A 20,862-nucleotide genomic window follows, 5' to 3' on the forward strand; every position below is an offset into this window, starting at 1 on the left:
TTTTTAAAAAATATCAATATTATGAATCTACTTCCTCATTTGGATAAATCACCGGCGGCTCCGTCGGGTCATTATTCTTATATAGCATATCAAAACGGAATCTCAAGCCTTTTGTCAGGGGATATGACAGTAAAAAGCACCGTTCACGGCGGAACGGCGCTTTTTGACATTATAAATATTGTTTTATGGTGCTGACATTGCCGGTGTTGATATGGTATTGAAAGACGGGTCTGCCGATCGTGCCGTACGCCATTTCTACGTTCAGCACTTGAATGTCTTCAAGAAATTTAAGGTATTTCCGGATGGAGACTTGCGAGATTTCAGTATGCTTGGCGAGGTCTTCCGTAGTAAAAGAGCTGTCGCCGAAAGATTCGATGCTCGCCCAGATGAGTTTAAGCGTGCTTTTTGTCAGTCCTTTCGGAAGGTGAACCTTTTCCGCCGCTACTTTCTTTTGAAAAAGCTCCGCATCTAATTCTTTCTGTGTCATGCTTCTGTGTGATTGATAAACCTTCTGCTTGCGTCTGTAGTCGGAAAGGGCGGTTTGAAAGCGGTCAAACTCAAATGGTTTGATTAAATAATCGACGGCGCCGTACCGAAGTGTTTTTTTGATGACATCCAGCTCGCTTGCGGCTGAAATGACGATGACATCGACCGATTCATTTTGTTTGCGGATTTCCGTTAAAAGCTCAAGACCGTTTTTTCCCGGCATATAAATGTCAAGGAGGATGAGGTCGATATGATGCTCGCCTAACACGTGCAGCGCGCTTTGAAAGGATGAAGCGATCCCTTTCAGCTGAAAGCCTTCAATCTGGCTGAGATAGCGTTTATTTAATTCACCCACCATGGGGTCGTCTTCAACTATGAGTACATTAATCATCATTTTCCTCCTTCGGTTCATACGGAATGCGAAGACTGAAAGTCGTTCCTTCATTCTTTTCACTTGTCACAATCATGTGGCCTTTTAAATTTTCTGTTGCCTGCTGGGTAAAATAGAGACCGAATCCCCGGTTTGTCCCTTTCGTGGAATAGCCTTGTTCAAAAATACGGGTTTGGTCTTCGGCGGACATCCCGGCCCCGGTGTCCGTAATTTCTATATCAAGCAGTCGGTCCTGAAACCGCATCGAACACGTAATGTTTTTTTTCGGCATCTGCGCCACCGCGTCAAGCGCATTGTTCAGCAGATTTCCGATAATCGTAATGAGCTCATGGATGACGGCGGGATCCGCCGCATTCGGAATCATGCTGCCGAGCTGAATGTCCAGGTCAGCGCCCTGTTCGCGTATATAGCTTTGTTTTCCTAGTAGAAACCCTGCAAGAACCGGACTTTTGACGTCGCTGATAATCTCGCTTGTTTCCGTCTTCTGCTGAATGGCGATATCCTTAATATAAGTGCCGAGATCATCATATTCTTTTAACTGGACAAGTCCTAAAATGACATGAAGCTTATTCATGAATTCATGGGACTGTGCTCTTAATGCGTTTGCATACATTTTAACACCGGACAGCTGTTCTGCTAAATGTTTGACCTCCGTTTTGTCCCTGAAAGTGGCGATCGCTCCGACGGTTTGTCCTTTCAGATGAATCGGAACTTCATTAAAAACAAGCTCAAGTCCGTTAATGCGGATATCCCTGTCCTGAAGCGGTTTTTTCGTTTCAATCACCTGCTTCAGCCGGCTTTTCGGAAGAATATCGTTCACATCTTGATCGACCGGATTAGTCGGAATACCCATTTTAATAAAGAGGCGTTTCGCTTCGGCATTGGCAAGCTTAATTTTTCCCCGCGCGTCAACCGCGAGGATGCCTTCCTTCGTGGATTCGAGCATGGCGCTCCGCTCTTCCAGCAAAGTGGCAATTTCATAAGGCTCAAGACCGTACATAATGTTTTTAACGGTGCGGGCGACAATAACGGCTCCTATGACACCGACAAAAATACTTACGCAGATAATGAAATAAAGCGGTCTCAAACTGTGGCTGACGACATCCTGTATTTTGTTAAGCGAAATTCCGACCGAAACGACGCCCACTTGTTTTTTATCTTTTCCGTAGATCGGAACGAAGGCTCTCATGGATTTCCCGAGCGTTCCCGCTGATGTGCTTGTTTTGATATGGCCGTGCATCGCCGGCTGCTCGTCTCCGCCGGTGAATTTCTTACCGATTTTATTTGCGTCGGGATGGGTGAGACGGATGCTGTTCATATCCATCACCACGACAAATTCGGTTCCTGTCGTATGCTGGACATCCAGTGTATAGTGCCGGAGCTCTTTCAGCCCTTTTCTTGTTTGCAGTGCCTGCGCGACACTCGGTGTTTCCGCGACCAGCTTTGCGGTGCGCAGGGCGGTTGTCCGTTCTTCTTCTTTCACGCGGTCTGCGGTCTGGACGCTGATGGTGAAAAAGGTGATACAAAGTGCGATAAGAACGACAATACAGACGAATATCGTTAATCGGGTTTGCAATTTTAAAGTTTTTTTCATGACAGCCTTCCTTACGTTTATCATTCCCGCGTTCTACTTTACTCCGAAAAAGCCGGTTTGTGAAGATCGGGCTCTTATTTCGTAAAAGTGAGGAAAAATGGAATTTTTTATCTTGTCAATGTGTTTTAAGTCCTCCATAATAAGTGAAGTAGATTACAGAAAGGGACTTTTTATATGAAAAATACTTATTGGACGGGTTATTTTCCGCTCGTTGCGATTCTGCTTTTTAGTTCGTCATTATCCATTTCTACCTCGCTTTATGTCATGAAGATGCTTCAGACGCTCGGCATGTATCAGGGAATGCTGGATTATTTCTCTGAGAAAGGGATCAGACTGGCGCTTTTTGCAGCGTTCGCCCTTGTGTATTTTATGCTTTTTTCGGCTTTGAAGCTGATTGCAAACACAGTGACAGAGCTGTCTCTATTGTTTTTCACAAATGACCCTGAAGGGGAAAACCTGAAAAAAATCAGATTAGGCTCTTTAATTTATGTAGGCGGCGGAATTCTTTCCTTTGCGCTTGTGCAGAACGGTTTCTGGATTGCGGCGTTTTTTGCCGTTGTCACGCTCGTTTATTTGATCTTCATGGTGTACAGAATCTATTCAACGCTCTCGGTCGTTTCGCTGATCGGTTTCATATTGCTTGAGATTCTGTTTTGGTTTACTTTTGTTATCGGTATTTTGTACATCTTTATCAAGCTTTATAATAGCATAATGGCTAGCTTACCTGTGTAAGCTAGCCATTTTTATTAGGATAGAAATCGGTTTTTGATCTCAGGGGAGGGGAGCATGCATGCTTCCTTTTTTCCGAACCATTTATAACGGCGCCGGGCGATGAAAGAATAAGCTCTGTCCCTGAGAGGGCGGGGCACTGCGAAAAAAACCGCTGACAGCCGCCAGGCCCCGGAGAGATGCCGGGCAGCCTTTAATACGGCTGCGGATTTTTTGTAGATCCGCCCGTTTTCGATAAAAATCATGCTGTCAAATTGTTCTGTCGGAAGTCCTTCTGATGCCAAAAGCTCCCGGGCGGTATCTGATTGCAATGATGCAAATGAGATCAGGCCGGCCGGATCACGTTTAATGATGAATTGAACGGCGCCGCTGCATAAGTTGCAGACACCGTCAAACAAAAGCACGCGGTCCGGAAGCTGAGCTGGTTTCAAGTCGGATCCCCTCCATTATCTTTAATAAGCTGCCTGCAGCGTGTTTTTCCAGATCGAAAGCTGAGGGCTTGCGTCATGCAGATATTCGACGCTTGACGGTGTATCCTTGCCGACCCATACCCCCATCGTATAAGCATCCGTCAGGCCGACAAACCACATATCGTGATAGTCATTTGACGTCCCTGATTTTCCGCCGACGTACGGAGCTTTAAAGTTCGCTTTTTTCCCTGTTCCGCTTTTCACGACGGCTTTCATCATTTCTTTGATCTGCATGTTGGTCCGCACGCTGAATACCTGCGTCGGCTCATCTTTCCATTTTAATATCGTTTTTCCTTTTAAATCAGTCACTTTCGTAATCGCGTGACTCGGCGTATAAACGCCGTTGTTTCCGAACGTGGTGTACGCATTGGTCATTTCAAGCGGCGTCATGCCGTTTGTAAAACCGCCAAGCGCCGCAGGCAGACGGTAATCCGCGCTGACCAGCTTCGCGAAATGAAACGGTTCAAGGTAGCTGAACGCCTTATTGACGCCCACGCGGTCCATGATTCTGATGGCCGGTGTATTGTACGAGTATTTAAACGCCGTTTCCAGCGTAACCGTGCCGTACGTGCGGTTATTATAGTTCTGCGGACAGTAATCCGAACTGCAGAATTTGCTCGCGTCAATCTTGCTGTGCGGCGTTGCGCCGGTCTTTTCAATGTAAGGCCCGTAATCAAGCAGCGGCTTAATTGATGAACCTGGCTGTCTGTATGCCTGATAGGCGCGGTTGAAATCATATTTATGATAATCTTTCCCGCCTGAAAGCGCGATAATCTGATGCGTCTGATGATTAATCACGGCCGCTCCGCCCTGAACGCCTGCATACGGCAGATTTTGATTCACTTGGGCGACGACCTGATTTTGCATATACGGATTCAGCGCCGTATAAATCTTCACACCGTCTTTTAACAATGTGCCGACTCTATCGGAAAGCTCACTCTGTATTTTTTGTTTCGCCTTACCGGAAGCTTTTTCAAGGCGTTTGTCATAGCCTTCAGATGATGAAACAAGCTGTGTGAATTCATCATTTACATAGGAAACATAGTCAGGATATTTGTTTGTTTTTTCGTTTATATCAAGCTTGATCTTTTCCTTTTCGGCTTTTTTCAGCTGTTTTCCGGATATGACACCCGCTTTTTTTAATCCGTTAAGCAATCTGACTTGTCGTTTTTTCGTATAGTCAAAATGCTTGAGAGGATCATATAATGTAGGGTTATTAGGGATGGCGCAGATAAAGGCCATTTCTCCTAAGGTGAGAGATTTCAGCGGCTTGCTGAAATAAAATTGTGCCGCCGAACCGACACCGTATACACCGTTATTGAAATAAATCGTATTTAAGTAGCCTTCCAAAATCTCATCTTTGCTGTATTTTTTCTCAAGCTGATAGGAATAGGCCAGCTCCGTCAGTTTTCGGCTGAAGGTGCGTTCATGGCTTAAATACACATTTCTCGCCAGCTGCTGGGTAATGGTGCTGGCGCCCTGGTCAATTTTATGATCTTTGAAATTGGAGGCGGCCGCTCTGACCATCCCCATAAAGTCAAACCCTTTATGCTCATAAAAATGACGGTCTTCAGAGGTTAAAAACAGCTGTTTTACCTCATTCGGTATTTTATTAAAGGGCACGATCACGCGATTCTCATGATCGCTGACAATCTCAGAAACAAGGCTTCCGTCCCTGTCATACATGTAACTGTTTTGAACCAGGTTGATCGCTTTTAAATCAATATGTTTATCGAGCACCTGATCAAAAGGCTTGATTTGTTTTACCTCTTTGCCGGAAGCAATAACTGTAAATGCAAACAACGGGATAATGCCGAGCAGCAAAATCCATCCGATTATTTTACGTACCATGGTCACTCTCTTTTCTCCTGATTTCTAGCCATATCGTATCATTCTTTTAAGAATACGAGAAGGTTAAATTTAGAAGAAATCGTAATTGCTGATCGGTCAGCCCGCATCAGACGCTGTATCTTTTTCCAAATGTCCGGCCAGCCATAAAAGCCCCGCGCCTGCCAAAAAGAGAAAAGCGGTGACGTAGAAAGCGGCCGAAATGGAAAAACCGCTCGAAACCGCACCGCCGAGCAGAGGGCCGATGACGTTTCCGAGAAAACGAAAGCTGACGTTATAGCCGAGCACCTCCCCCTGAATGCTGCCCGGCGCCCTGACGCGGATCGCTGCCGTAATACAAGGCAGCGTCCCGCCCATGACCATCCCGAACAGAAATCTGAAGACTAAAAGGATGGAAAGGGAGGAGGCGAGCGCCTGCGGAATAAAAAACACCGCTGAGGCAATCAAAAGCACGATTAAGATCCGGCTGTGGCCGAAGCGGTCGCCGAGGTCTCCCCATTTCCGGGCAAGCAGTAAGCTTCCGAGTCCGGTCGCTGAAAACGCCATTCCGGAGAAAAAAGCTAAATTAACAGGCCCGTGCAGCTCATTGACATATAAAGCGAGCAGCGGCTGAATACTGAAATTGCCGGTCTGCACGATCATAGTAAGCACCATCATCGCCCAAAGCGCGGGCTGGTGAAAAATATAAGAGAGCACCTGTTTTCTGGAGTAGGTTTTCCGCTTGCTTTGTTTCTCGCCGAGCGGCTGCTCATTAACCTGAAATAAAACGAGAAGCACAGATGCGAAAATGACAAAAGACGTAATAAAAAACGTATACGTAAACCCGAAGCTGTCAGCCAGCAGCCCGCCCAGCATCGGTCCGAATAAAGTGCCTGACACCTGACCCATCTGCAGCGTGCCGAGTGTTTTCCCGGCAGTCTCTTTCGGTGTCTGCGCCGAAATCATCGCCAGTGATGTCGGAACAAAGCCCGTGACAAGGCCCATAAGCAGCCGGAGGACAAACAGCTGATAAACCGATGTCACAAACCCCATCAATAAAATGCTGACGGCAATGCCGGTTCCTGTAATCAAGAGAATTTTTTTGTAGCCGCGCTTATCGCCGAATCTCCCCCAAAACGGGGAAATCACAAACGCCATTAAAAACGTGACGCCGAACACATAACCGCTCCATCTCTGCACATACCCGCCCGAATGGGGGCTGATCGTTTCGATATATAACGAAAGAAACGGAACAATCATAGTCATGCTGGCGGAAATAAAGAAATTTGTAATCCAAATGACGACGAAGTTCTTCTTACGGACAGAAATAACATCACCTTCTTTACTTTTCGTGTGTCTAATTATAAGTATATAGGAATGAATCCGGTATTTGTATTTTCGATGCGGATATAGGAAAATTCATTATTTTTAGAAAATGAAGAAAGTTTCAGAGGGGAAACTGATATACTATCATAAAATATCATTTTTGATCGGAGGAAAGGCAGGTGTAAAAAAAGTGGATCAGCGCAGTCTGCTCATTATTGATTTTGAATTTACGATGCCTGACGGAAAATACAGCCCGCAAAATTTCTTTCCCGAAATTATTGAAGCGGGGATTGTCAAGACAGTGAATGATGAAGTGACTGAAACGTTTTCGAGTTATATCAAACCGAAAAAATTCCCGAAGCTGACAAAACGATGCAAAACCTTTCTGAACATCACCCAAAAAGACGTGGACGGCGGAATCACGTTTAATGAATTCATCCGCAAATTAAATGAGCTTGACCCTGATAAAAACTGCACGATCGTCACCTGGGGCAATATGGATATGAAAGTGTTAAAGCAAAATTGCATGTTTAACCACATCCCCTTTCCATTTAAAGGAGAACTCCGGGATTTGTCCCTTGAATATAAAAACTTTTTCGGGGACAGAACACTGACCGGGCTTTGGAAAGCGGCTGAAGAGTATGGCGATAAAGGGACGGGCACACATCATAAAGCGCTTGATGATGCGCAGACGACTTATAAATTATTCAAGCTTGTCGAACGGGATAAACAATACCTTGAAAAACCGAAACCTCCGACGATCGGCGATCGCGTCGATCTGACTGAACTGTTTCGCCGGGCCACATAAAAAAACCCAATCATGCCGACTGGGTCATCGTCTTTTAAAATAGTCGCGCTCTAACGCGGCCAAGTTGGCGAGCGAACGTTCCGCCCATTCTGATCCGTCCGCTGTGAGCTGATCTTTCAGCCTGGCAGCCGCCGCTTGTAAGGAAGCCGTATAATCAGGAACTTCGCCTTCAAACGGTTTGACCATATGATGCGGTATGTTTGTCTGTTCTCCGAATGCGAGCGCTCTTCTTTCATGAAAAAACGGAACATCCGCCTGCTTCGGATGATGAAGATCTCCTTGAGCGGGATGCGTCAGAACGGCTTTAATTTTTACTAAATAGTGATTGGGTCTGACGTCTGTCACTTCCCCTATGTATACTCCTGTTTTATAAAACCCTTTTACGATTGTGCCGATTTCAAATGAATTCATTGCGTTCACCTCTCTGTTTATTCTATATAAGATCAACGCGATTGGCTAGAGAACAGCTGCCGGAAGCCTGACAGAGGCCGTGGTGCCCGAGTGCTCTCCGCTGGTGAAATAGACGGAGCCTTCATGATGCTGAATAATGGAGAATGTCACAGTAAGCCCGAGCCCAGTGCCGTTAGTCTTCAGCGTATAATACGGCTTGCCGAGTTTTTGAAGTTCTTCGTCGGACATGCCGATCCCATTATCCGTAATCTGAATGAGAATCATCTGTTCCTGTTTTTGGACGGAGACCTCGATTCGGCCGTTTTCAGAAGGCACGGCTTCAATACTGTTTTTAATCAGATTAATGAAGGCTTGTTTCAGTTTTTTTACATCCCCGAACACATATAAATCCGGCTCGCTTCGAACAGTAACGGTCACCGATTTAAAATTGGCGTATGACTCCATTAAGGAACCTGTTTCCTTCACAAGCAGAGAAATATCAAACCTTTCTTTTTCATAGTCATCCTGCTTCGCCATATCGAGATAATTCGTTATGATCGTCTGAGCCCGGTCAAGTTCGGACAGCACAAGCTTCTGATACCCGGCGTGTGATTTATCCTGAAGCTGATCGCCGCTGAACAGCAGCTGCACGAAACCTCTGACGACCGTGAGCGGATTGCGGACTTCGTGTGCGACGCTTGCCGCAAGCTCGCTGACGACAGCCATTTTTTCTGAATGAATCAGCCTTGCCCGCATGGACGCATTCTCATCAATGATTTCAATCAAATAAATGCACAGCAAAAGAGCGCTGACCTGAAAAAAAACGGATACTCCCGCCTCAAAATAAACGGAAGATAGATTTTGAAAGTTGAAAATATTGGTCACGGAATAGATGAAGACAGTTGCGGTTAATAAGGCGGCTTCAGTACAGCCGATGAGAAGAGCGAAAATCAGTTTCTTCCGCTTTGAAAAAAAGGGCCATTTCGTTTGGAGCTGGATAGAGATGATGAATAAAAAAGGAATTAAGGATAAGAAAAAAAGAGCGGAAGGTTCAAACCATATGAGCTGAAACAAAACAGACGCTGCTCCTGCGGCAAGTCCCGCGGCAGTTCCGGAATAAAGCAGGCAGACGATAATGGGAATCAGCTGCAATCCGTAACGGACGGAATGAAGCTCCTGGATGGGAAAAGCCGTACATAATAATGAAGATGCCGCTGCAAATACGGCGACCAGCAGGCGGTTCGCTCTCGGCACAAGCAAATCGGACTTGCTGAGCCAGAAGACTTGATAGAGAAAAATAGGAAATAAAAGAAAAGAGAAGTGAAGCAGATAATCCTTTACAATCTCCATTTATGCGAAATCCTTTCTTATGTAAATATGAACCTATTATAACATCTTTACCGCCAAAAAAAGTATATATTTCTCTAAAGAGAACGCCCTTATCTCTTCTGATAAAGGCGTTCTTTACATTATGAAGCAAGCGCTGCTTTGATTCTCTCAAGCCCTTCTTTTACAGCTGCGGCTGAACAGCCGACATTGAGTCTCATAAATCCTTCGCCGCCAGGTCCGTATTTCGTTCCCGGCTCTAAAATGATTTTCCCTTTTTTGAGCATTCTTTCTTTGAGCTCGGCGTCTGAAAATCCGTATTCGCTGAAATCCATCCAGATCAAATAGGAAGCATCAGGCTTCATCATGCGGACTTTCGGCAATTCTTTTTTAAAAAAGTCCTCAGCTAATTTCATATTCCCCTCTATGTAAGGAATCAGCGCGTCAAGCCAAGGGCCTCCCTTTGTATAAGCCGCTTCGATTGCAGCAACCGCAAATGTGTTGAGATTGGAGATCCCGTTCCGATGCAATGCCGCGGAGAATTTCGCCCGCTTATACCGATCGGGAATGATAATGGCTGATGCCTGAATGCCGGCAATATTAAACGTCTTGCTCGGCGCGACACAAGTAACAGAAATCCGCGCAAAATCCTCAGACAGAGAAGCAAAAGGCGTATGCGGTTTTCCGTACAGCATCAAGTCGGAGTGAATCTCGTCAGAAACGACGGTGACGTTATGGGCGGCGCACAGCGATCCGAGCTTCAAAAGCTCATCCCGGCTCCATGCTCTGCCGGACGGATTGTGCGGATTACAGAGAATCATCAGCTTAACCCCGGAATCGCTCAGCTTTTTCTCAAGGTCCTCAAAATCCATGCGGTAGATTCCGTTTTCTTCCCGTAAAGGATTATGTAAAACCTGCCGTTTGTTTTCTTTGATCATCTGATAAAAAGGCGTATATACCGGTGACTGGATCAACACCTGATCTCCCGGCTCGGTAAAGGCCTGAACGGCCATGCTGAGCGCCGTCACAACTCCGGGGCTGAACGTGATGCTTGCGGGATCGGGCCGGTAGCCGTGCCGTGTATCAAGCCATGAAGCGACGGCTTTTTTTGTGTTCTCATCAGGAGACGTATAACCGAATATGCCATGGTCAAGACGGGCTTTTAATGCGTCTGTGACTGCTTCGGGAGCGCGAAAATCCATATCGGCCACCCACATCGGAAGTGCGTCCGATACGCCGAATAGCGCTTCCGCCTTGTCCCATTTCACCGATTGAGTGCCAAAGCGGTTTTCTCGAAGGTCAAAGTTCATGTATGTCACTCCTGTTGTATCATTATTTTTCACATCGTATCTATGATAAAATAGATTTGCAAACTTTATTATAAGCGGTGATGAAAATGGAAGAAAGCCAAGCGGCCATGGAAATGATGAAAATCATTGCCAAGTGGGACCCGTTTAAATATGGAGAAGAATTTTATGAGACAGAAGCCGTCGATATCGTTCAGGCCGTATATCGTGAAGACCGCGCCGGCAAGCTGGCAGAAGCCATACAGGACATCTTTGAAGTTTCATTTGAACAAAAGCTTCCGATCGAAGACTGCCAAAAGGCCGCCGGGCAGCTTCTGCTCATAAAAGAAAGCAGCTCCTGCACCCCTTAAAACCGGCGGAAACGCCGGTTTTTTTATTGGACAAATTCAAAAATCCGCTCTGAAACAAACTCAGGACGCTCTTCGGGGACGAGGTGCCCCGTATCTTTAAGCGAATATAAAATAGAATCCGGCAGGTCGTGATGAAGCCGTTTTCCGACTGAAACCGGCACGACCCGGTCTTCCTCCCCCCATATTAAAAGAGCGGGGTTTTGTATTTTCTTCAAATCCTCGGAGTCCAAATCGCCCTCCCTGTGTCTGATGAACCTTGTCATCGCTTTGAAAATCTGGCGGTCTGTAAATGGTTTTTCATAACCGTCAATCATTTCCTGGTCGATAAGCGTCCGGTCGTGCACGACATTTAACAGGTTTTTCAGCACGCCGTCTTTTGAAAGCCAATACTTAAGATACAGGTCAAAACAAGGGATATGCGTTCCGACTATAATCGACGGATGCGAGCGTTTTAAATACCCCGAGCTGCACAGCAGGACGATTTTAGTAAAAAGCTCGGGTTTAAGCAGAGACGCGGATAAGGAAATCTGGCCGCCCATCGAATGACCGACGAGCGCGGCCCGGCTGATATTGAGTTTTTCCAGAAGTCCGATCAGAAGCTTGGCGAGGTTTGCATAAGTGTATACGAACGTCCGTGACTTTTCCGATTGTCCGAAAGGAGGCAGGTCAACGGCGATAATATCATAATGGTTTCTGAGCAGCGGAATCAGTTTTCTGAAGCTGAATGCCGAAGATAAAAAACCGTGTACGCAGACGAGCGTCTGTCTGCCGGGGTTCTCATAATGCTCGTAATACAGCTCAACTCCGTGTATCGCGGCCCGTTTAATCGGTGAAACAGCTTCCATGATCGTCTTCTCCATCCTTTCTGTGTTGTAATGTAATGGCTTTTTAATTGTCAGATTTTAGCTTTGGTTTCTTGCGGGTTTTTCTTAGCATTTGTCGAAAATCGTGATATAATGTCATGAAGATTTTTGATAATGAAAAGGTGTGAAACGTATGAAGCTGACCGAAAAAGAAACAGAAATATTAGAAATTTTAGACGAAAACAGCCGCGTTGATGCGGAAACGATCGCGAAAATGGCGAACATTCCCGCCGAAGAAGTCAAAAGCATCATTGAAAAGCTTGAAAAGGAAAAAGTCATCATTGATTATGCGGCGATGATCGACTGGCGCAAAGTCGACGGGCTGGAAGGCGTCACGGCGATGATTGACGTAAAAGTCACTCCGAAACGAAATGTCGGCTTTGATGAAGTCGCTGAACGGATATACAGATTCCAGGAAGTTGAATCAGTGTACCTGATGTCAGGGGTGTATGACTTATCTGTCGTCATCCGCGGCAATACGATGTCAGACGTGGCGAGCTTCGTTTCTGAAAAACTGTCCACCCTTGAGTCTGTCGTTTCCACGACAACGCACTTCATCCTGAAAAAATATAAGCATGACGGCAAAGTCTTTGAAAGCGGAGACGATGACAAAAGAATCGTGGTGTCTCCGTAAATGGAAACGAAGACTTCTTATTTATCGGATTATGTGCAGCAGATTAAACCGTCAGGCATCCGCAAATTCTTTGATCTGGCCGCTACGATGGAAGGCGTCATTTCACTGGGAGTGGGGGAGCCTGACTTTGTGACGGCATGGAACGTGAGGGAAGCGAGTATTCTTTCTTTAGAACAGGGCTACACGGCTTATACCGCAAATGCGGGTCTTTATGAATTGAGAGAAGAGATCAGCCGCTATTTAGATCAGCGGTTCGGCCTGAATTATTCGCCTGACAGTGAACTGATTGTTACGGTAGGGGCAAGCCAGGCGCTTGATCTCGCTGTCCGTGCCATTATGAATCCCGGAGAGGAAATGTTAATTCCCGAACCGTGTTTTGTCGCATATGAATCACTCGTGACGCTGACGGGGGCGAAGCCGGTGCCGATTCAGACTGTCGCTGCAAAAGGTTTCAAAGCATCCCCGGCCGATTTTGAAGCGGCCCTGACGGACAAAACGAAAGCGCTGCTTCTTTGCTCGCCGTCAAATCCGACCGGTTCCGTCTATTCGAAAGAAGAACTTGAATCGATCGCTGCCTTCGCTGAAAAACATGACTTGATCGTGCTTGCCGATGAAATTTATGCCGAGCTGACGTATGATGAGCCATTCACGAGCATGGGGGCCATCGGCGGCATGAAGGAGCGGACGATTCTGATTTCAGGGTTCTCCAAAGCATTTGCCATGACGGGATGGAGACTCGGATTTACGGCGGCGCCTCCCGTAATCAGGGATGCCATGCTCAAAATTCATCAGCACGCAATGATGTGCGCGCCTTCTATGGCGCAGTACGCCGCGCTTGAAGGTCTGAAAAACGGTCAGGAAGACGTCGAACGAATGAAAAAAAGCTACCGGAGACGCCGAAATCTGATTGTGGAAACATTGAACGAAATCGGACTCGGCTGCCACCATCCGGGCGGAGCGTTTTACGCTTTTCCTTCCATTCAATCGACAGGCATGAGTTCAGAAGAATTCGCGGAACAGCTGCTTCTTGAAGAAAAAGTAGCCGTCGTTCCGGGGAATGTATTCGGCCCGAGCGGCGAAGGGTATATCAGATGTTCCTATGCAACATCTATTGAGCAGATTCAGGAAGCGCTCGTCAGAATCAAACGGTTTGTTGAAAAAAGGGCATAAAAAAAGATACGAACCCGGTTCGCATCCAAATAAAAGGGGGGGAATACTAGAAAGCCTTCGTAATCATAGTATACCCACCTTTTTCTGTGCTTAAACATTATCATACAAAAAAGTTCCCTTTGCGAAAAACAAACTTGTATGATATAATTTTAAATTGCGTATAAACTGTATTTAATTTAACTTAGGAGTTGTTATGAATGGCAGCAAAATTTGAAGTGGGCAGTGTTTACACTGGTAAAGTAACAGGATTACAAGCGTATGGTGCGTTTGTTGCATTAGATGAAGAAACTCAAGGACTTGTTCACATTTCTGAAGTCACTCACGGTTTCGTAAAAGACATTAACGAGCACCTTTCTATCGGTGACGAAGTACAAGTAAAAGTTCTTGCAGTTGACGAAGAAAAAGGCAAAATCAGCCTTTCTATCCGTGCGACTCAAGCAGCGCCTGAAAGAAAAGAAAGCAAGCCAAGAAAACCGAAAGCGGCTCAAGTTTCTGAAGAAGCATCTGCTCCGCAAGGTTTCAACACACTGAAAGATAAGCTTGAAGAGTGGATCGAACAGTCCAACCGCAAAGACCTTATCAAAAAATAAGCATCAAAAAAAGCACCGGATATGTATGTTCGGTGCTTTTTTTATGTTTATCTGACTTCTGGATTTGCCGCTTCCTCGCGGGATGTTTCTTCGTTCGGCTTAAACAGCAGGCCGAGATTGATGAGACCGGCGATGCCGACAAGGCCGTAAATAATCCGCGACAGAGCTGATCCTTGGCCGCCGAAGATGGCTGCTACTAAATCAAATTGGAAAAATCCGATCAGTCCCCAGTTAATCGCGCCGATAATTGTTAAAACGAGACAGATACGCTGAATAACACTCATGTAAACAACCTCCTCTATGAATTCGTGAAACAGTTATAGATTGTGACAAAGCAAAGAAACTATGCATGTTTCATTCTCCGCCATGTAAAAACACACACTGTCTCATGCTGTACCAGTGACTTTCCCGGGACCCCGCTGTCTTGAAACCGTGTGATGTGCCGTCAAAAAAGCGGATTGCTTTACATTGAACGTCAACTTTCTGCATAATATAAATCCAAAGGAGGAGATGTCATGCAAAACTTTACATATTGGAATCCGACAAAATTGATTTTCGGAAAGGGAGAGGTTGAAAAGCTTCCAGAAGAAATCAAGCCGTACGGAAAAAACGTGCTGCTCGTATACGGAGGCGGCAGCATTAAGCGCAGCGGTCTTTACGATCAAGTAACCGGGCTGCTGAAAAAAGCCGGAGTTACGGTGCATGAATTGGCAGGCGTAGAGCCGAATCCGCGTGTCTCAACAGTGAACAAAGGTGTTGCGCTCTGTAAAGAACACAGCATCGATTTCTTATTGGCCGTCGGCGGCGGAAGTGTCATTGATTGCACGAAAGCCATCGCGGCGGGCGCTAAATATGATGGTGATGCGTGGGATATCGTCACGAAAAAACACCAGCCGAAAGAAGCGCTGCCGTTCGGAACAGTGCTGACACTTGCGGCGACCGGTTCAGAAATGAACGCCGGATCAGTGATCACAAACTGGGAAACACAGGAGAAATACGGATGGGGAAGCCCGCTCGTTTATCCTAAGTTCTCTATTCTTGATCCGGTAAACACATTTACCGTTCCGAAAGACCACACCATTTACGGCATGGTCGATATGATGAGTCATGTGTTTGAACAATATTTCCACCACACGTCAAACACGCCGTATCAGGACCGGATGTGTGAATCACTTCTGCGCACGGTGATTGAAACAGCGCCGAAGCTGATCAATGATCTGGAGAACTATGAGCTTCGTGAGACAATTTTATATACAGGCACCATCGCATTAAACGGAATGCTGTCAATGGGCGCAAGAGGGGATTGGGCTACACACAACATCGAGCATGCGGTGTCAGCGGTGTACGATATCCCGCACGCTGGAGGTTTGGCGATTCTGTTCCCGAACTGGATGAGACATGTGCTCAAAGAAAATCCGGCCCGCTTTAAGCAGCTTGCCGTCCGTGTTTTTGACATTGACGAGGCAGGCAGATCAGATGAAGAGATCGCGCTTGAAGGGATCAGCAAACTGTCTGCTTTCTGGACGAGCCTCGGCGCTCCGAACAGACTCGCTGATTATGATATTTCAGATGAAAAGCTGGATACGATTGCAGACAAAGCGATGGCAAACGGCGCATTCGGACAGTTCAAATCACTGCAGAAAGAAGATGTGCTTGCGATACTGAAGGCATCATTGTAATAGAATAAAGGGGGCGGCCGAATTGGCAGCTCCTTTTTTTCTGTGTTATAGTAATTCCCTTACGATTTTTTTGGAGGTTATGATAAATGGAGAACTTTACGTACTACAATCCGACGAAACTGATTTTCGGAAAAGGTCAAATCGACCAATTGAAAAAAGAGCTGAAGCAATACGGGAAAAACGTGCTGCTTGTATACGGAGGCGGCAGCATTAAGCGAAACGGCCTGTATGACCAAGTAACAGGCATCTTAAAAGAAGAAGGCGCAGCCGTTCATGAGCTTGCGGGCGTTGAACCGAACCCGCGTCTGGCAACGGTGAAAAAAGGAATTGAGCTGTGCAGACAGCATGAAATTGATTTTCTTCTCGCAGTCGGCGGCGGAAGTGTCATCGACTGTACAAAAGCGATTGCGGCCGGAGCGAAGTATGACGGAGACGCATGGGACATTTACAGCAAAAAAGTAACGGCACAGGACGCGCTTCCGTTCGGCACGGTGCTGACGCTTGCGGCGACAGGCTCTGAAATGAACCCTGATTCCGTTATTACCAATTGGGAAACGAATGAAAAATACGTATGGGGCAGCAATGTCACTCATCCGCGTTTCTCTATTTTAGACCCTGAGAATACATTCAGCGTTCCGGAAAATCAAACCGTATACGGCATGGTGGATATGATGAGCCACGTATTTGAACAATACTTCCACAATGTTGAAAACACGCCGCTTCAGGACAGAATGTGTTTTGCGGTGCTTCAGACGGTGATTGAGACAGCGCCGAAACTTTTGGAAGACCTTGAGAACTATAAGCACCGTGAAACGATTTTATATGCGGGTACGATCGCATTAAACGGTACGCTGCAAATGGGCTATTTCGGCGATTGGGCTTCCCATACGATGGAGCACGCCGTATCAGCGGTTTATGACATCCCTCACGCGGGAGGACTTGCGATTCTGTTCCCGAACTGGATGAGATACACGCTTGATACAAATGTAGACCGTTTTAAAAACCTCATGCTCAACATGTTTGACATTGATACCGAAGGCAAAACAGATAAAGAAATTGCTTTAGAAGGAATCGATAAGTTATCAGCGTTCTGGTCAAGCCTCGGCGCGCCGTCCCGTCTTGCGGATTATGACATCGGCGAAGACAAGCTTGAGCTGATCGCAGATATCGCTGCAAAAGAAATGGAACACGGCGGATTCGGCAATTTCCAAAAACTGAACAAAGATGACGTGCTGGCCATCCTGAAGGCGTCTCTGTAAGATCACATCCTGCAGATCTAACCGTAGTGAATCAGGAGCAAGTGAAACAACTATGGAAAACCGTTTCATCCGTATCGTATTGAATATGATGCGGATTTGACTCCCTTATTTTTTTTGTATGTTGAAAGAGCGAGTCGGCGCATGGAATCATGAATATGAAGAAAAGTAAGAATAAAAAAGAGCGCTGATTTAATCAGCGCTCTTTTTTATGCATTTTGTGTACTAAGATCTCGCTGCGCCCCCATATAGCTCCCCATTAAGTTTTGGTAGCCGGGAAGATGACTGGAAATTAATGCGCCAAACCCTTCAACATCGTTGCGCCAATCACGTTGCAACTCGCATGCTACACTAAACCAGTTCATAAGCTGTGCGCCCCCATGAGCCATACGGGTTAATGATGCATCTGCTACTTGCTTACTGAATGTTCCCGAAGCATCTGTCACAACAAACACTTCGTAACCTGCCTTGATTGCGGAAAGTGCAGGAAACGCAACGCAGACATCTGTAACTACACCTGCGATAATAAGCTGTTTTTTCCCAGTTGCTTCAATGGCTTTCACAAAGTCTTCGTTATCCCATGCATTAATTTGTCCGGGACGGGCTATTTTTGGTGCATCAGGAAAGAGATCCGTCAATTCCTGCATGAGTGGGCCATTAGGTCCGTTTTCGAAACTCGTTGTTAAAATAACCGGTAAATCAAAGAATTTAGCCGTATCGCCAAGAGCCAATACATTGTTCTTAAATTCATCAACACCATAGTCACGTACCAGACCGGAAATAAGGCCGGTTTGATGATCTACCAAAAGAACAGCAGCATCATCTTTTGAAAGACGGGAATAAAGATCAGACATTTTATTATCCTCCTTAAATGAGTCAAGTAAGTTTGTCAAAGGTAAATCCAGCTCTTGTATTTTTTGTAAACAATTTAAGAATATGTTGTATAGATAGAAAGCTTCTGAGGTGACTTTTAGTGAGGGTTATGATCCTTTTATTCATCTGGAATGGGAACCGGAGCATAATCAATCCAATGGATGAACTGTTGTAAATAGCGTTGAAGATAACGGTTTGTTTGTTCATCCGTAAGTATGTTTTGAGTGGATTCCATTTTCTCATGGACTTGCGAAATCAGCATTTTTTGAAAGGGCAGCACATTGACTTGCATAGCTTCAAGTACTTCTCTCATTTGCATTTGGGCAAAGGCGGTACCGAACCCTCCGGGGGTTGCTCCGATTAGGCCAACCGGTTTTCTGTTGAACACAGAAGAGGTCCGCGGTCTCGATGCCCAGTCCAATGCATTTTTTAATACCCCTGGCATTCCGGAATTGTACTCTGGACTTACAATGATGACGCCGTCAACGTCTTGTATATCTGCTCTAAAGGAGGTTACGGATTCTGGCGCTCCGGCCATTTCTAAATCTTCGTTAAAAAAAGGAAGACCGTCTATTTCAATCCAACGAAATTGCGCTGAATGATCCAAGTCAATCAAGGATTGAGCAATTGCTCGATTATACGAGTTTTTTCGTAAACTTCCACAAATAAGACCAATGGTTTTAGTCATAAAATCACCTCCCAGTTTAAAATTATTTTCATCTTAACATGATACCCCAAATATAGACACTATTTTTAAAAATGGAAATATTTGATTTATCGTGCGTGCATTCACCTTTACTGCATTTTTCGTCATTTGATTAGTGATCCTTCTCACCATACATACAAATATAACGTTCTGTACAATACCTATCTCAAAACCGAGATATTGTAAGAAAAAATGAATGCATTTTTAACGCAAATCCCGTATCCGCCAAGCCTTCTTCATGACTTGATTTAGAGGTGGAGTTCATATAAAGTGGAAGAGAAAACAATTCACCGTGATGGAGGGACAAGCAAATGACGCATGTACGCTTTGATTACTCAAGAGCGTTACCTTTTTTCAATGAACATGAACTTACATACGCACGTGATTTCGTAAAAACGGCACACCATAATATCCACGAAAAAACAGGCGCCGGAAGCGACTTTTTAGGCTGGGTGGACCTCCCTGAAAACTACGATAAAGAAGAATTTGCGCGCATTAAAAAAAGCGCTGAAAAAATCAAATCAGATTCAGACGTGCTTCTCGTCGTCGGAATCGGCGGTTCATACTTAGGCGCCCGCGCGGCGATTGAAGCGCTCAACCATTCTTTCTATAATGTTCTGCCGAAAGATAAACGCAAAAACCCTCAAGTCATCTTTATCGGCAACAATATCAGCTCAACTTATATGAAAGACGTTATGGATCTTTTGGAAGACGCTGATTTCTCTATCAATGTCATTTCTAAGTCAGGAACGACGACGGAACCTGCCATCGCTTTCCGGATTTTCCGCAAACTTCTTGAAGAGAAATACGGAAAAGAAGAAGCGAAAGCGCGGATTTACGCGACGACTGACAAAGAGCGCGGCGCTCTAAAAACGCTTTCTAACGAAGAAGGATTCGAATCATTCGTTATTCCTGATGATGTCGGCGGACGTTTCTCCGTTCTGACTGCTGTGGGTCTTCTGCCGATTGCGGTAAGCGGGGCTGATATCGACGAAATGATGAAGGGCGCGCTTGATGCAAGCAAAGACTTTTCCAGCTCGGAATTAGAAGAGAATGCGGCTTACCAATACGCCGTCGTCCGCAACGTTCTGTACAATAAAGGCAGAACCATTGAAATGCTCATTAACTACGAGCCAGCCCTGCAGTACTTTGCAGAATGGTGGAAGCAGCTCTTCGGTGAAAGTGAAGGAAAAGACGAGAAAGGAATTTATCCTTCCTCCGCTAACTTCTCAACAGACCTTCACTCTCTCGGCCAATACGTGCAGGAAGGCAGACGGGATCTGTTTGAAACTGTATTAAACGTAGAAAAACCGAAGCATGAGCTGACAATTGAAGAAGCGGAAAATGATCTCGACGGCTTAAACTACTTAGCCGGCAAAACGGTCGATTTCGTCAATAAAAAAGCGTTCCAAGGTACGATGCTGGCCCATACAGACGGAAAAGTGCCGAACTTAATCGTCAACATTCCGGAGCTTAACGCATATACATTTGGATATCTCGTCTATTTCTTTGAAAAAGCGGTGGCAATGAGCGGTTATCTGCTCGGAGTCAACCCGTTTGATCAGCCGGGTGTTGAAGCCTACAAGGTGAACATGTTCGCGCTTCTCGGCAAACCGGGCTTTGAAGAGAAAAAAGCAGAGCTTGAAAAACGCCTTGAGAAATAAAAAGAATGGCTGGCCCGCATGACGGGTCAGCCTTTTTTAAACCATGAAAGGTGTGATGATGAATTGACACGGCTCTTATGTAAGCATACCGTCATTTCCTTCTGTTCCGCTGCTATTGTCTTTTTTGCGCTGAACCCGTCCTCTGCTTCCCTCTTACAAACGATCATTTTTTTCGCTCTTCCCCTCGGCTTGTTTACGGATATGGTCCGGCTGAAACTGAAGATGGGCCGGATGTATTCGCTCATTACGAAGTGCTGTCTGTATGCAGCCGTTTTCCTCATTTCACCGGATGCCGCTCTCTCCGCAATTGTGACGTATGTTCTGATTGAATGCGCCGTTACCTCTTTTCAGCGTCTGTCTGCTGCTCCTGATTCTTTGCGGAAGCCGTATGAAGATATCGCAGACCGGGGACGCTAAAGACTA

Annotated in this window: 22 protein-coding genes; 10 read left to right on the top strand and 12 right to left on the bottom strand. The window is 45.7% G+C overall.

Going from position 1 to position 20,862, the window contains the following annotated elements; genetic code table 11:
- Nucleotides 1-169 precede the first annotated feature (169 nt).
- Both maeM and malK read right to left on the bottom strand, forming a co-directional pair.
- A complete protein-coding gene (gene maeM / locus ACQE26_RS08860) occupies nucleotides 170-877 on the bottom strand; it encodes a two-component system response regulator MaeM (protein ID WP_060964433.1) in 708 nt (235 codons plus the stop codon).
- Nucleotides 870-2,471, bottom strand: a complete 1,602-nt coding sequence (malK, locus tag ACQE26_RS08865; RefSeq protein ID WP_047476995.1) for a malate sensor histidine kinase MalK — start codon at nucleotides 2,469-2,471, stop codon at nucleotides 870-872. The genes maeM and malK overlap by 8 nt, the downstream gene beginning before the upstream one ends.
- Nucleotides 2,472-2,645: 174 nt before the next feature.
- Between malK and ACQE26_RS08870 the strand changes: the two genes are divergently transcribed.
- Nucleotides 2,646-3,203, top strand: coding sequence for a YufK family protein (locus ACQE26_RS08870; protein WP_045925838.1), 558 nt, complete (start codon nucleotides 2,646-2,648; stop codon nucleotides 3,201-3,203).
- A gap of 14 nt (nucleotides 3,204-3,217) precedes the next feature.
- Here ACQE26_RS08870 and ACQE26_RS08875 read toward each other — a convergent pair whose 3' ends face one another.
- From ACQE26_RS08875 to ACQE26_RS08885, 3 genes are all read right to left on the bottom strand, one after another.
- On the bottom strand, nucleotides 3,218-3,631 hold the full coding sequence (locus ACQE26_RS08875) for a thiol-disulfide oxidoreductase DCC family protein (protein ID WP_016938133.1): 414 nt from the start codon (nucleotides 3,629-3,631) through the stop codon (nucleotides 3,218-3,220).
- A gap of 21 nt (nucleotides 3,632-3,652) precedes the next feature.
- Nucleotides 3,653-5,527, bottom strand: coding sequence for a transglycosylase domain-containing protein (locus tag ACQE26_RS08880; RefSeq protein ID WP_101605400.1), 1,875 nt, complete (start codon nucleotides 5,525-5,527; stop codon nucleotides 3,653-3,655).
- A 90-nt stretch (nucleotides 5,528-5,617) separates the two neighbouring features.
- Complete coding sequence (locus ACQE26_RS08885) at nucleotides 5,618-6,862, bottom strand: multidrug efflux MFS transporter (protein WP_500471481.1); 1,245 nt, start codon at nucleotides 6,860-6,862, stop codon at nucleotides 5,618-5,620.
- Between the two features lie 151 nt (nucleotides 6,863-7,013).
- Here ACQE26_RS08885 and kapD point away from each other — a divergent pair, with 151 nt between their 5' ends.
- The gene (kapD, locus tag ACQE26_RS08890; RefSeq protein ID WP_029575323.1) at nucleotides 7,014-7,631 is read left to right on the top strand and encodes a 3'-5' exonuclease KapD; all 618 of its coding nucleotides are present in this window, start codon (nucleotides 7,014-7,016) and stop codon (nucleotides 7,629-7,631) included.
- 24 nt (nucleotides 7,632-7,655) lie between these two features.
- Here the strand turns inward: kapD and kapB are convergent, their stop codons facing one another.
- The 3 genes from kapB to ACQE26_RS08905 form a co-directional block, all read right to left on the bottom strand.
- A complete protein-coding gene (kapB, locus tag ACQE26_RS08895; RefSeq protein ID WP_500471305.1) occupies nucleotides 7,656-8,042 on the bottom strand; it encodes a kinase-associated lipoprotein KapB in 387 nt (128 codons plus the stop codon).
- 45 nt (nucleotides 8,043-8,087) lie between these two features.
- The gene (locus tag ACQE26_RS08900) at nucleotides 8,088-9,371 is read right to left on the bottom strand and encodes an ATP-binding protein (protein WP_500471306.1); all 1,284 of its coding nucleotides are present in this window, start codon (nucleotides 9,369-9,371) and stop codon (nucleotides 8,088-8,090) included.
- Between the two features lie 119 nt (nucleotides 9,372-9,490).
- Complete coding sequence (locus ACQE26_RS08905) at nucleotides 9,491-10,657, bottom strand: MalY/PatB family protein (RefSeq protein WP_500471308.1); 1,167 nt, start codon at nucleotides 10,655-10,657, stop codon at nucleotides 9,491-9,493.
- 86 nt (nucleotides 10,658-10,743) lie between these two features.
- Here ACQE26_RS08905 and ACQE26_RS08910 point away from each other — a divergent pair, with 86 nt between their 5' ends.
- Nucleotides 10,744-11,004, top strand: coding sequence for a DUF1871 family protein (locus ACQE26_RS08910; RefSeq protein WP_500471309.1), 261 nt, complete (start codon nucleotides 10,744-10,746; stop codon nucleotides 11,002-11,004).
- A 23-nt stretch (nucleotides 11,005-11,027) separates the two neighbouring features.
- On the opposite strand, the gene ACQE26_RS08915 is transcribed toward ACQE26_RS08910, so the two are convergent.
- Nucleotides 11,028-11,849, bottom strand: a complete 822-nt coding sequence (locus ACQE26_RS08915) for an alpha/beta fold hydrolase (protein WP_045925832.1) — start codon at nucleotides 11,847-11,849, stop codon at nucleotides 11,028-11,030.
- Between the two features lie 151 nt (nucleotides 11,850-12,000).
- Here ACQE26_RS08915 and ACQE26_RS08920 point away from each other — a divergent pair, with 151 nt between their 5' ends.
- The 3 genes from ACQE26_RS08920 (at nucleotide 12,001) to yugI (ending at nucleotide 14,261) form a co-directional block, all read left to right on the top strand.
- Nucleotides 12,001-12,501 carry an Lrp/AsnC family transcriptional regulator gene (locus tag ACQE26_RS08920; RefSeq protein ID WP_003152098.1) on the top strand — a complete coding sequence of 167 codons (501 nt, stop codon included), beginning with the start codon at nucleotides 12,001-12,003 and terminating at the stop codon, nucleotides 12,499-12,501.
- On the top strand, nucleotides 12,502-13,671 hold the full coding sequence (locus ACQE26_RS08925; protein ID WP_060964440.1) for an aminotransferase: 1,170 nt from the start codon (nucleotides 12,502-12,504) through the stop codon (nucleotides 13,669-13,671).
- A 197-nt stretch (nucleotides 13,672-13,868) separates the two neighbouring features.
- A complete protein-coding gene (yugI, locus tag ACQE26_RS08930; RefSeq protein ID WP_013353366.1) occupies nucleotides 13,869-14,261 on the top strand; it encodes a S1 domain-containing post-transcriptional regulator GSP13 in 393 nt (130 codons plus the stop codon).
- A gap of 47 nt (nucleotides 14,262-14,308) precedes the next feature.
- Here the strand turns inward: yugI and ACQE26_RS08935 are convergent, their stop codons facing one another.
- Nucleotides 14,309-14,545 (bottom strand): DUF378 domain-containing protein, encoded by a 237-nt coding sequence (locus ACQE26_RS08935; RefSeq protein ID WP_003152104.1) that lies wholly within the window; start codon nucleotides 14,543-14,545, stop codon nucleotides 14,309-14,311.
- Nucleotides 14,546-14,776: 231 nt separating this feature from the next.
- On the opposite strand from ACQE26_RS08935, the gene ACQE26_RS08940 reads away from it, so the two are divergent.
- Entirely contained in the window at nucleotides 14,777-15,940 is a 1,164-nt protein-coding gene (locus tag ACQE26_RS08940) for an iron-containing alcohol dehydrogenase (protein WP_060964441.1), read from the top strand.
- An 86-nt stretch (nucleotides 15,941-16,026) separates the two neighbouring features.
- Entirely contained in the window at nucleotides 16,027-17,199 is a 1,173-nt protein-coding gene (locus ACQE26_RS08945) for an iron-containing alcohol dehydrogenase (protein WP_060964442.1), read from the top strand.
- Between the two features lie 206 nt (nucleotides 17,200-17,405).
- Here the strand turns inward: ACQE26_RS08945 and ycaC are convergent, their stop codons facing one another.
- Nucleotides 17,406-18,050 (bottom strand): isochorismate family cysteine hydrolase YcaC, encoded by a 645-nt coding sequence (gene ycaC, locus ACQE26_RS08950; protein WP_016938145.1) that lies wholly within the window; start codon nucleotides 18,048-18,050, stop codon nucleotides 17,406-17,408.
- 137 nt (nucleotides 18,051-18,187) lie between these two features.
- The gene (locus ACQE26_RS08955) at nucleotides 18,188-18,757 is read right to left on the bottom strand and encodes an NADPH-dependent FMN reductase (protein ID WP_500471310.1); all 570 of its coding nucleotides are present in this window, start codon (nucleotides 18,755-18,757) and stop codon (nucleotides 18,188-18,190) included.
- A gap of 329 nt (nucleotides 18,758-19,086) precedes the next feature.
- Between ACQE26_RS08955 and ACQE26_RS08960 the strand changes: the two genes are divergently transcribed.
- The gene (locus ACQE26_RS08960; RefSeq protein ID WP_014472188.1) at nucleotides 19,087-20,439 is read left to right on the top strand and encodes a glucose-6-phosphate isomerase; all 1,353 of its coding nucleotides are present in this window, start codon (nucleotides 19,087-19,089) and stop codon (nucleotides 20,437-20,439) included.
- Between the two features lie 18 nt (nucleotides 20,440-20,457).
- The gene (locus tag ACQE26_RS08965) at nucleotides 20,458-20,856 is read left to right on the top strand and encodes a transporter (RefSeq protein WP_500471312.1); all 399 of its coding nucleotides are present in this window, start codon (nucleotides 20,458-20,460) and stop codon (nucleotides 20,854-20,856) included.
- The last annotated feature ends 6 nt before the right edge of the window (nucleotides 20,857-20,862 follow it).

It is taken from the genome of Bacillus sp. 5RYD7K (assembly GCF_059831465.1).

Coding starts and splice junctions, on each gene's coding strand:
- maeM (WP_060964433.1), bottom strand. CDS start 877: ATGATTAATGTACTCATAGTTGAAGACGACCCCATGGTGGGTGAATTA.
- malK (WP_047476995.1), bottom strand. CDS start 2,471: ATGAAAAAAACTTTAAAATTGCAAACCCGATTAACGATATTCGTCTGT.
- ACQE26_RS08870 (WP_045925838.1), top strand. CDS start 2,646: ATGAAAAATACTTATTGGACGGGTTATTTTCCGCTCGTTGCGATTCTG.
- kapB (WP_500471305.1), bottom strand. CDS start 8,042: ATGAATTCATTTGAAATCGGCACAATCGTAAAAGGGTTTTATAAAACA.
- ACQE26_RS08900 (WP_500471306.1), bottom strand. CDS start 9,371: ATGGAGATTGTAAAGGATTATCTGCTTCACTTCTCTTTTCTTTTATTT.
- ACQE26_RS08905 (WP_500471308.1), bottom strand. CDS start 10,657: ATGAACTTTGACCTTCGAGAAAACCGCTTTGGCACTCAATCGGTGAAA.
- ACQE26_RS08910 (WP_500471309.1), top strand. CDS start 10,744: ATGGAAGAAAGCCAAGCGGCCATGGAAATGATGAAAATCATTGCCAAG.
- ACQE26_RS08915 (WP_045925832.1), bottom strand. CDS start 11,849: ATGGAAGCTGTTTCACCGATTAAACGGGCCGCGATACACGGAGTTGAG.
- ACQE26_RS08920 (WP_003152098.1), top strand. CDS start 12,001: ATGAAGCTGACCGAAAAAGAAACAGAAATATTAGAAATTTTAGACGAA.
- ACQE26_RS08925 (WP_060964440.1), top strand. CDS start 12,502: ATGGAAACGAAGACTTCTTATTTATCGGATTATGTGCAGCAGATTAAA.
- yugI (WP_013353366.1), top strand. CDS start 13,869: ATGGCAGCAAAATTTGAAGTGGGCAGTGTTTACACTGGTAAAGTAACA.
- ACQE26_RS08935 (WP_003152104.1), bottom strand. CDS start 14,545: ATGAGTGTTATTCAGCGTATCTGTCTCGTTTTAACAATTATCGGCGCG.
- ACQE26_RS08940 (WP_060964441.1), top strand. CDS start 14,777: ATGCAAAACTTTACATATTGGAATCCGACAAAATTGATTTTCGGAAAG.
- ACQE26_RS08945 (WP_060964442.1), top strand. CDS start 16,027: ATGGAGAACTTTACGTACTACAATCCGACGAAACTGATTTTCGGAAAA.
- ycaC (WP_016938145.1), bottom strand. CDS start 18,050: ATGTCTGATCTTTATTCCCGTCTTTCAAAAGATGATGCTGCTGTTCTT.
- ACQE26_RS08955 (WP_500471310.1), bottom strand. CDS start 18,757: ATGACTAAAACCATTGGTCTTATTTGTGGAAGTTTACGAAAAAACTCG.
- ACQE26_RS08960 (WP_014472188.1), top strand. CDS start 19,087: ATGACGCATGTACGCTTTGATTACTCAAGAGCGTTACCTTTTTTCAAT.
- ACQE26_RS08965 (WP_500471312.1), top strand. CDS start 20,458: ATGACGGGTCAGCCTTTTTTAAACCATGAAAGGTGTGATGATGAATTG.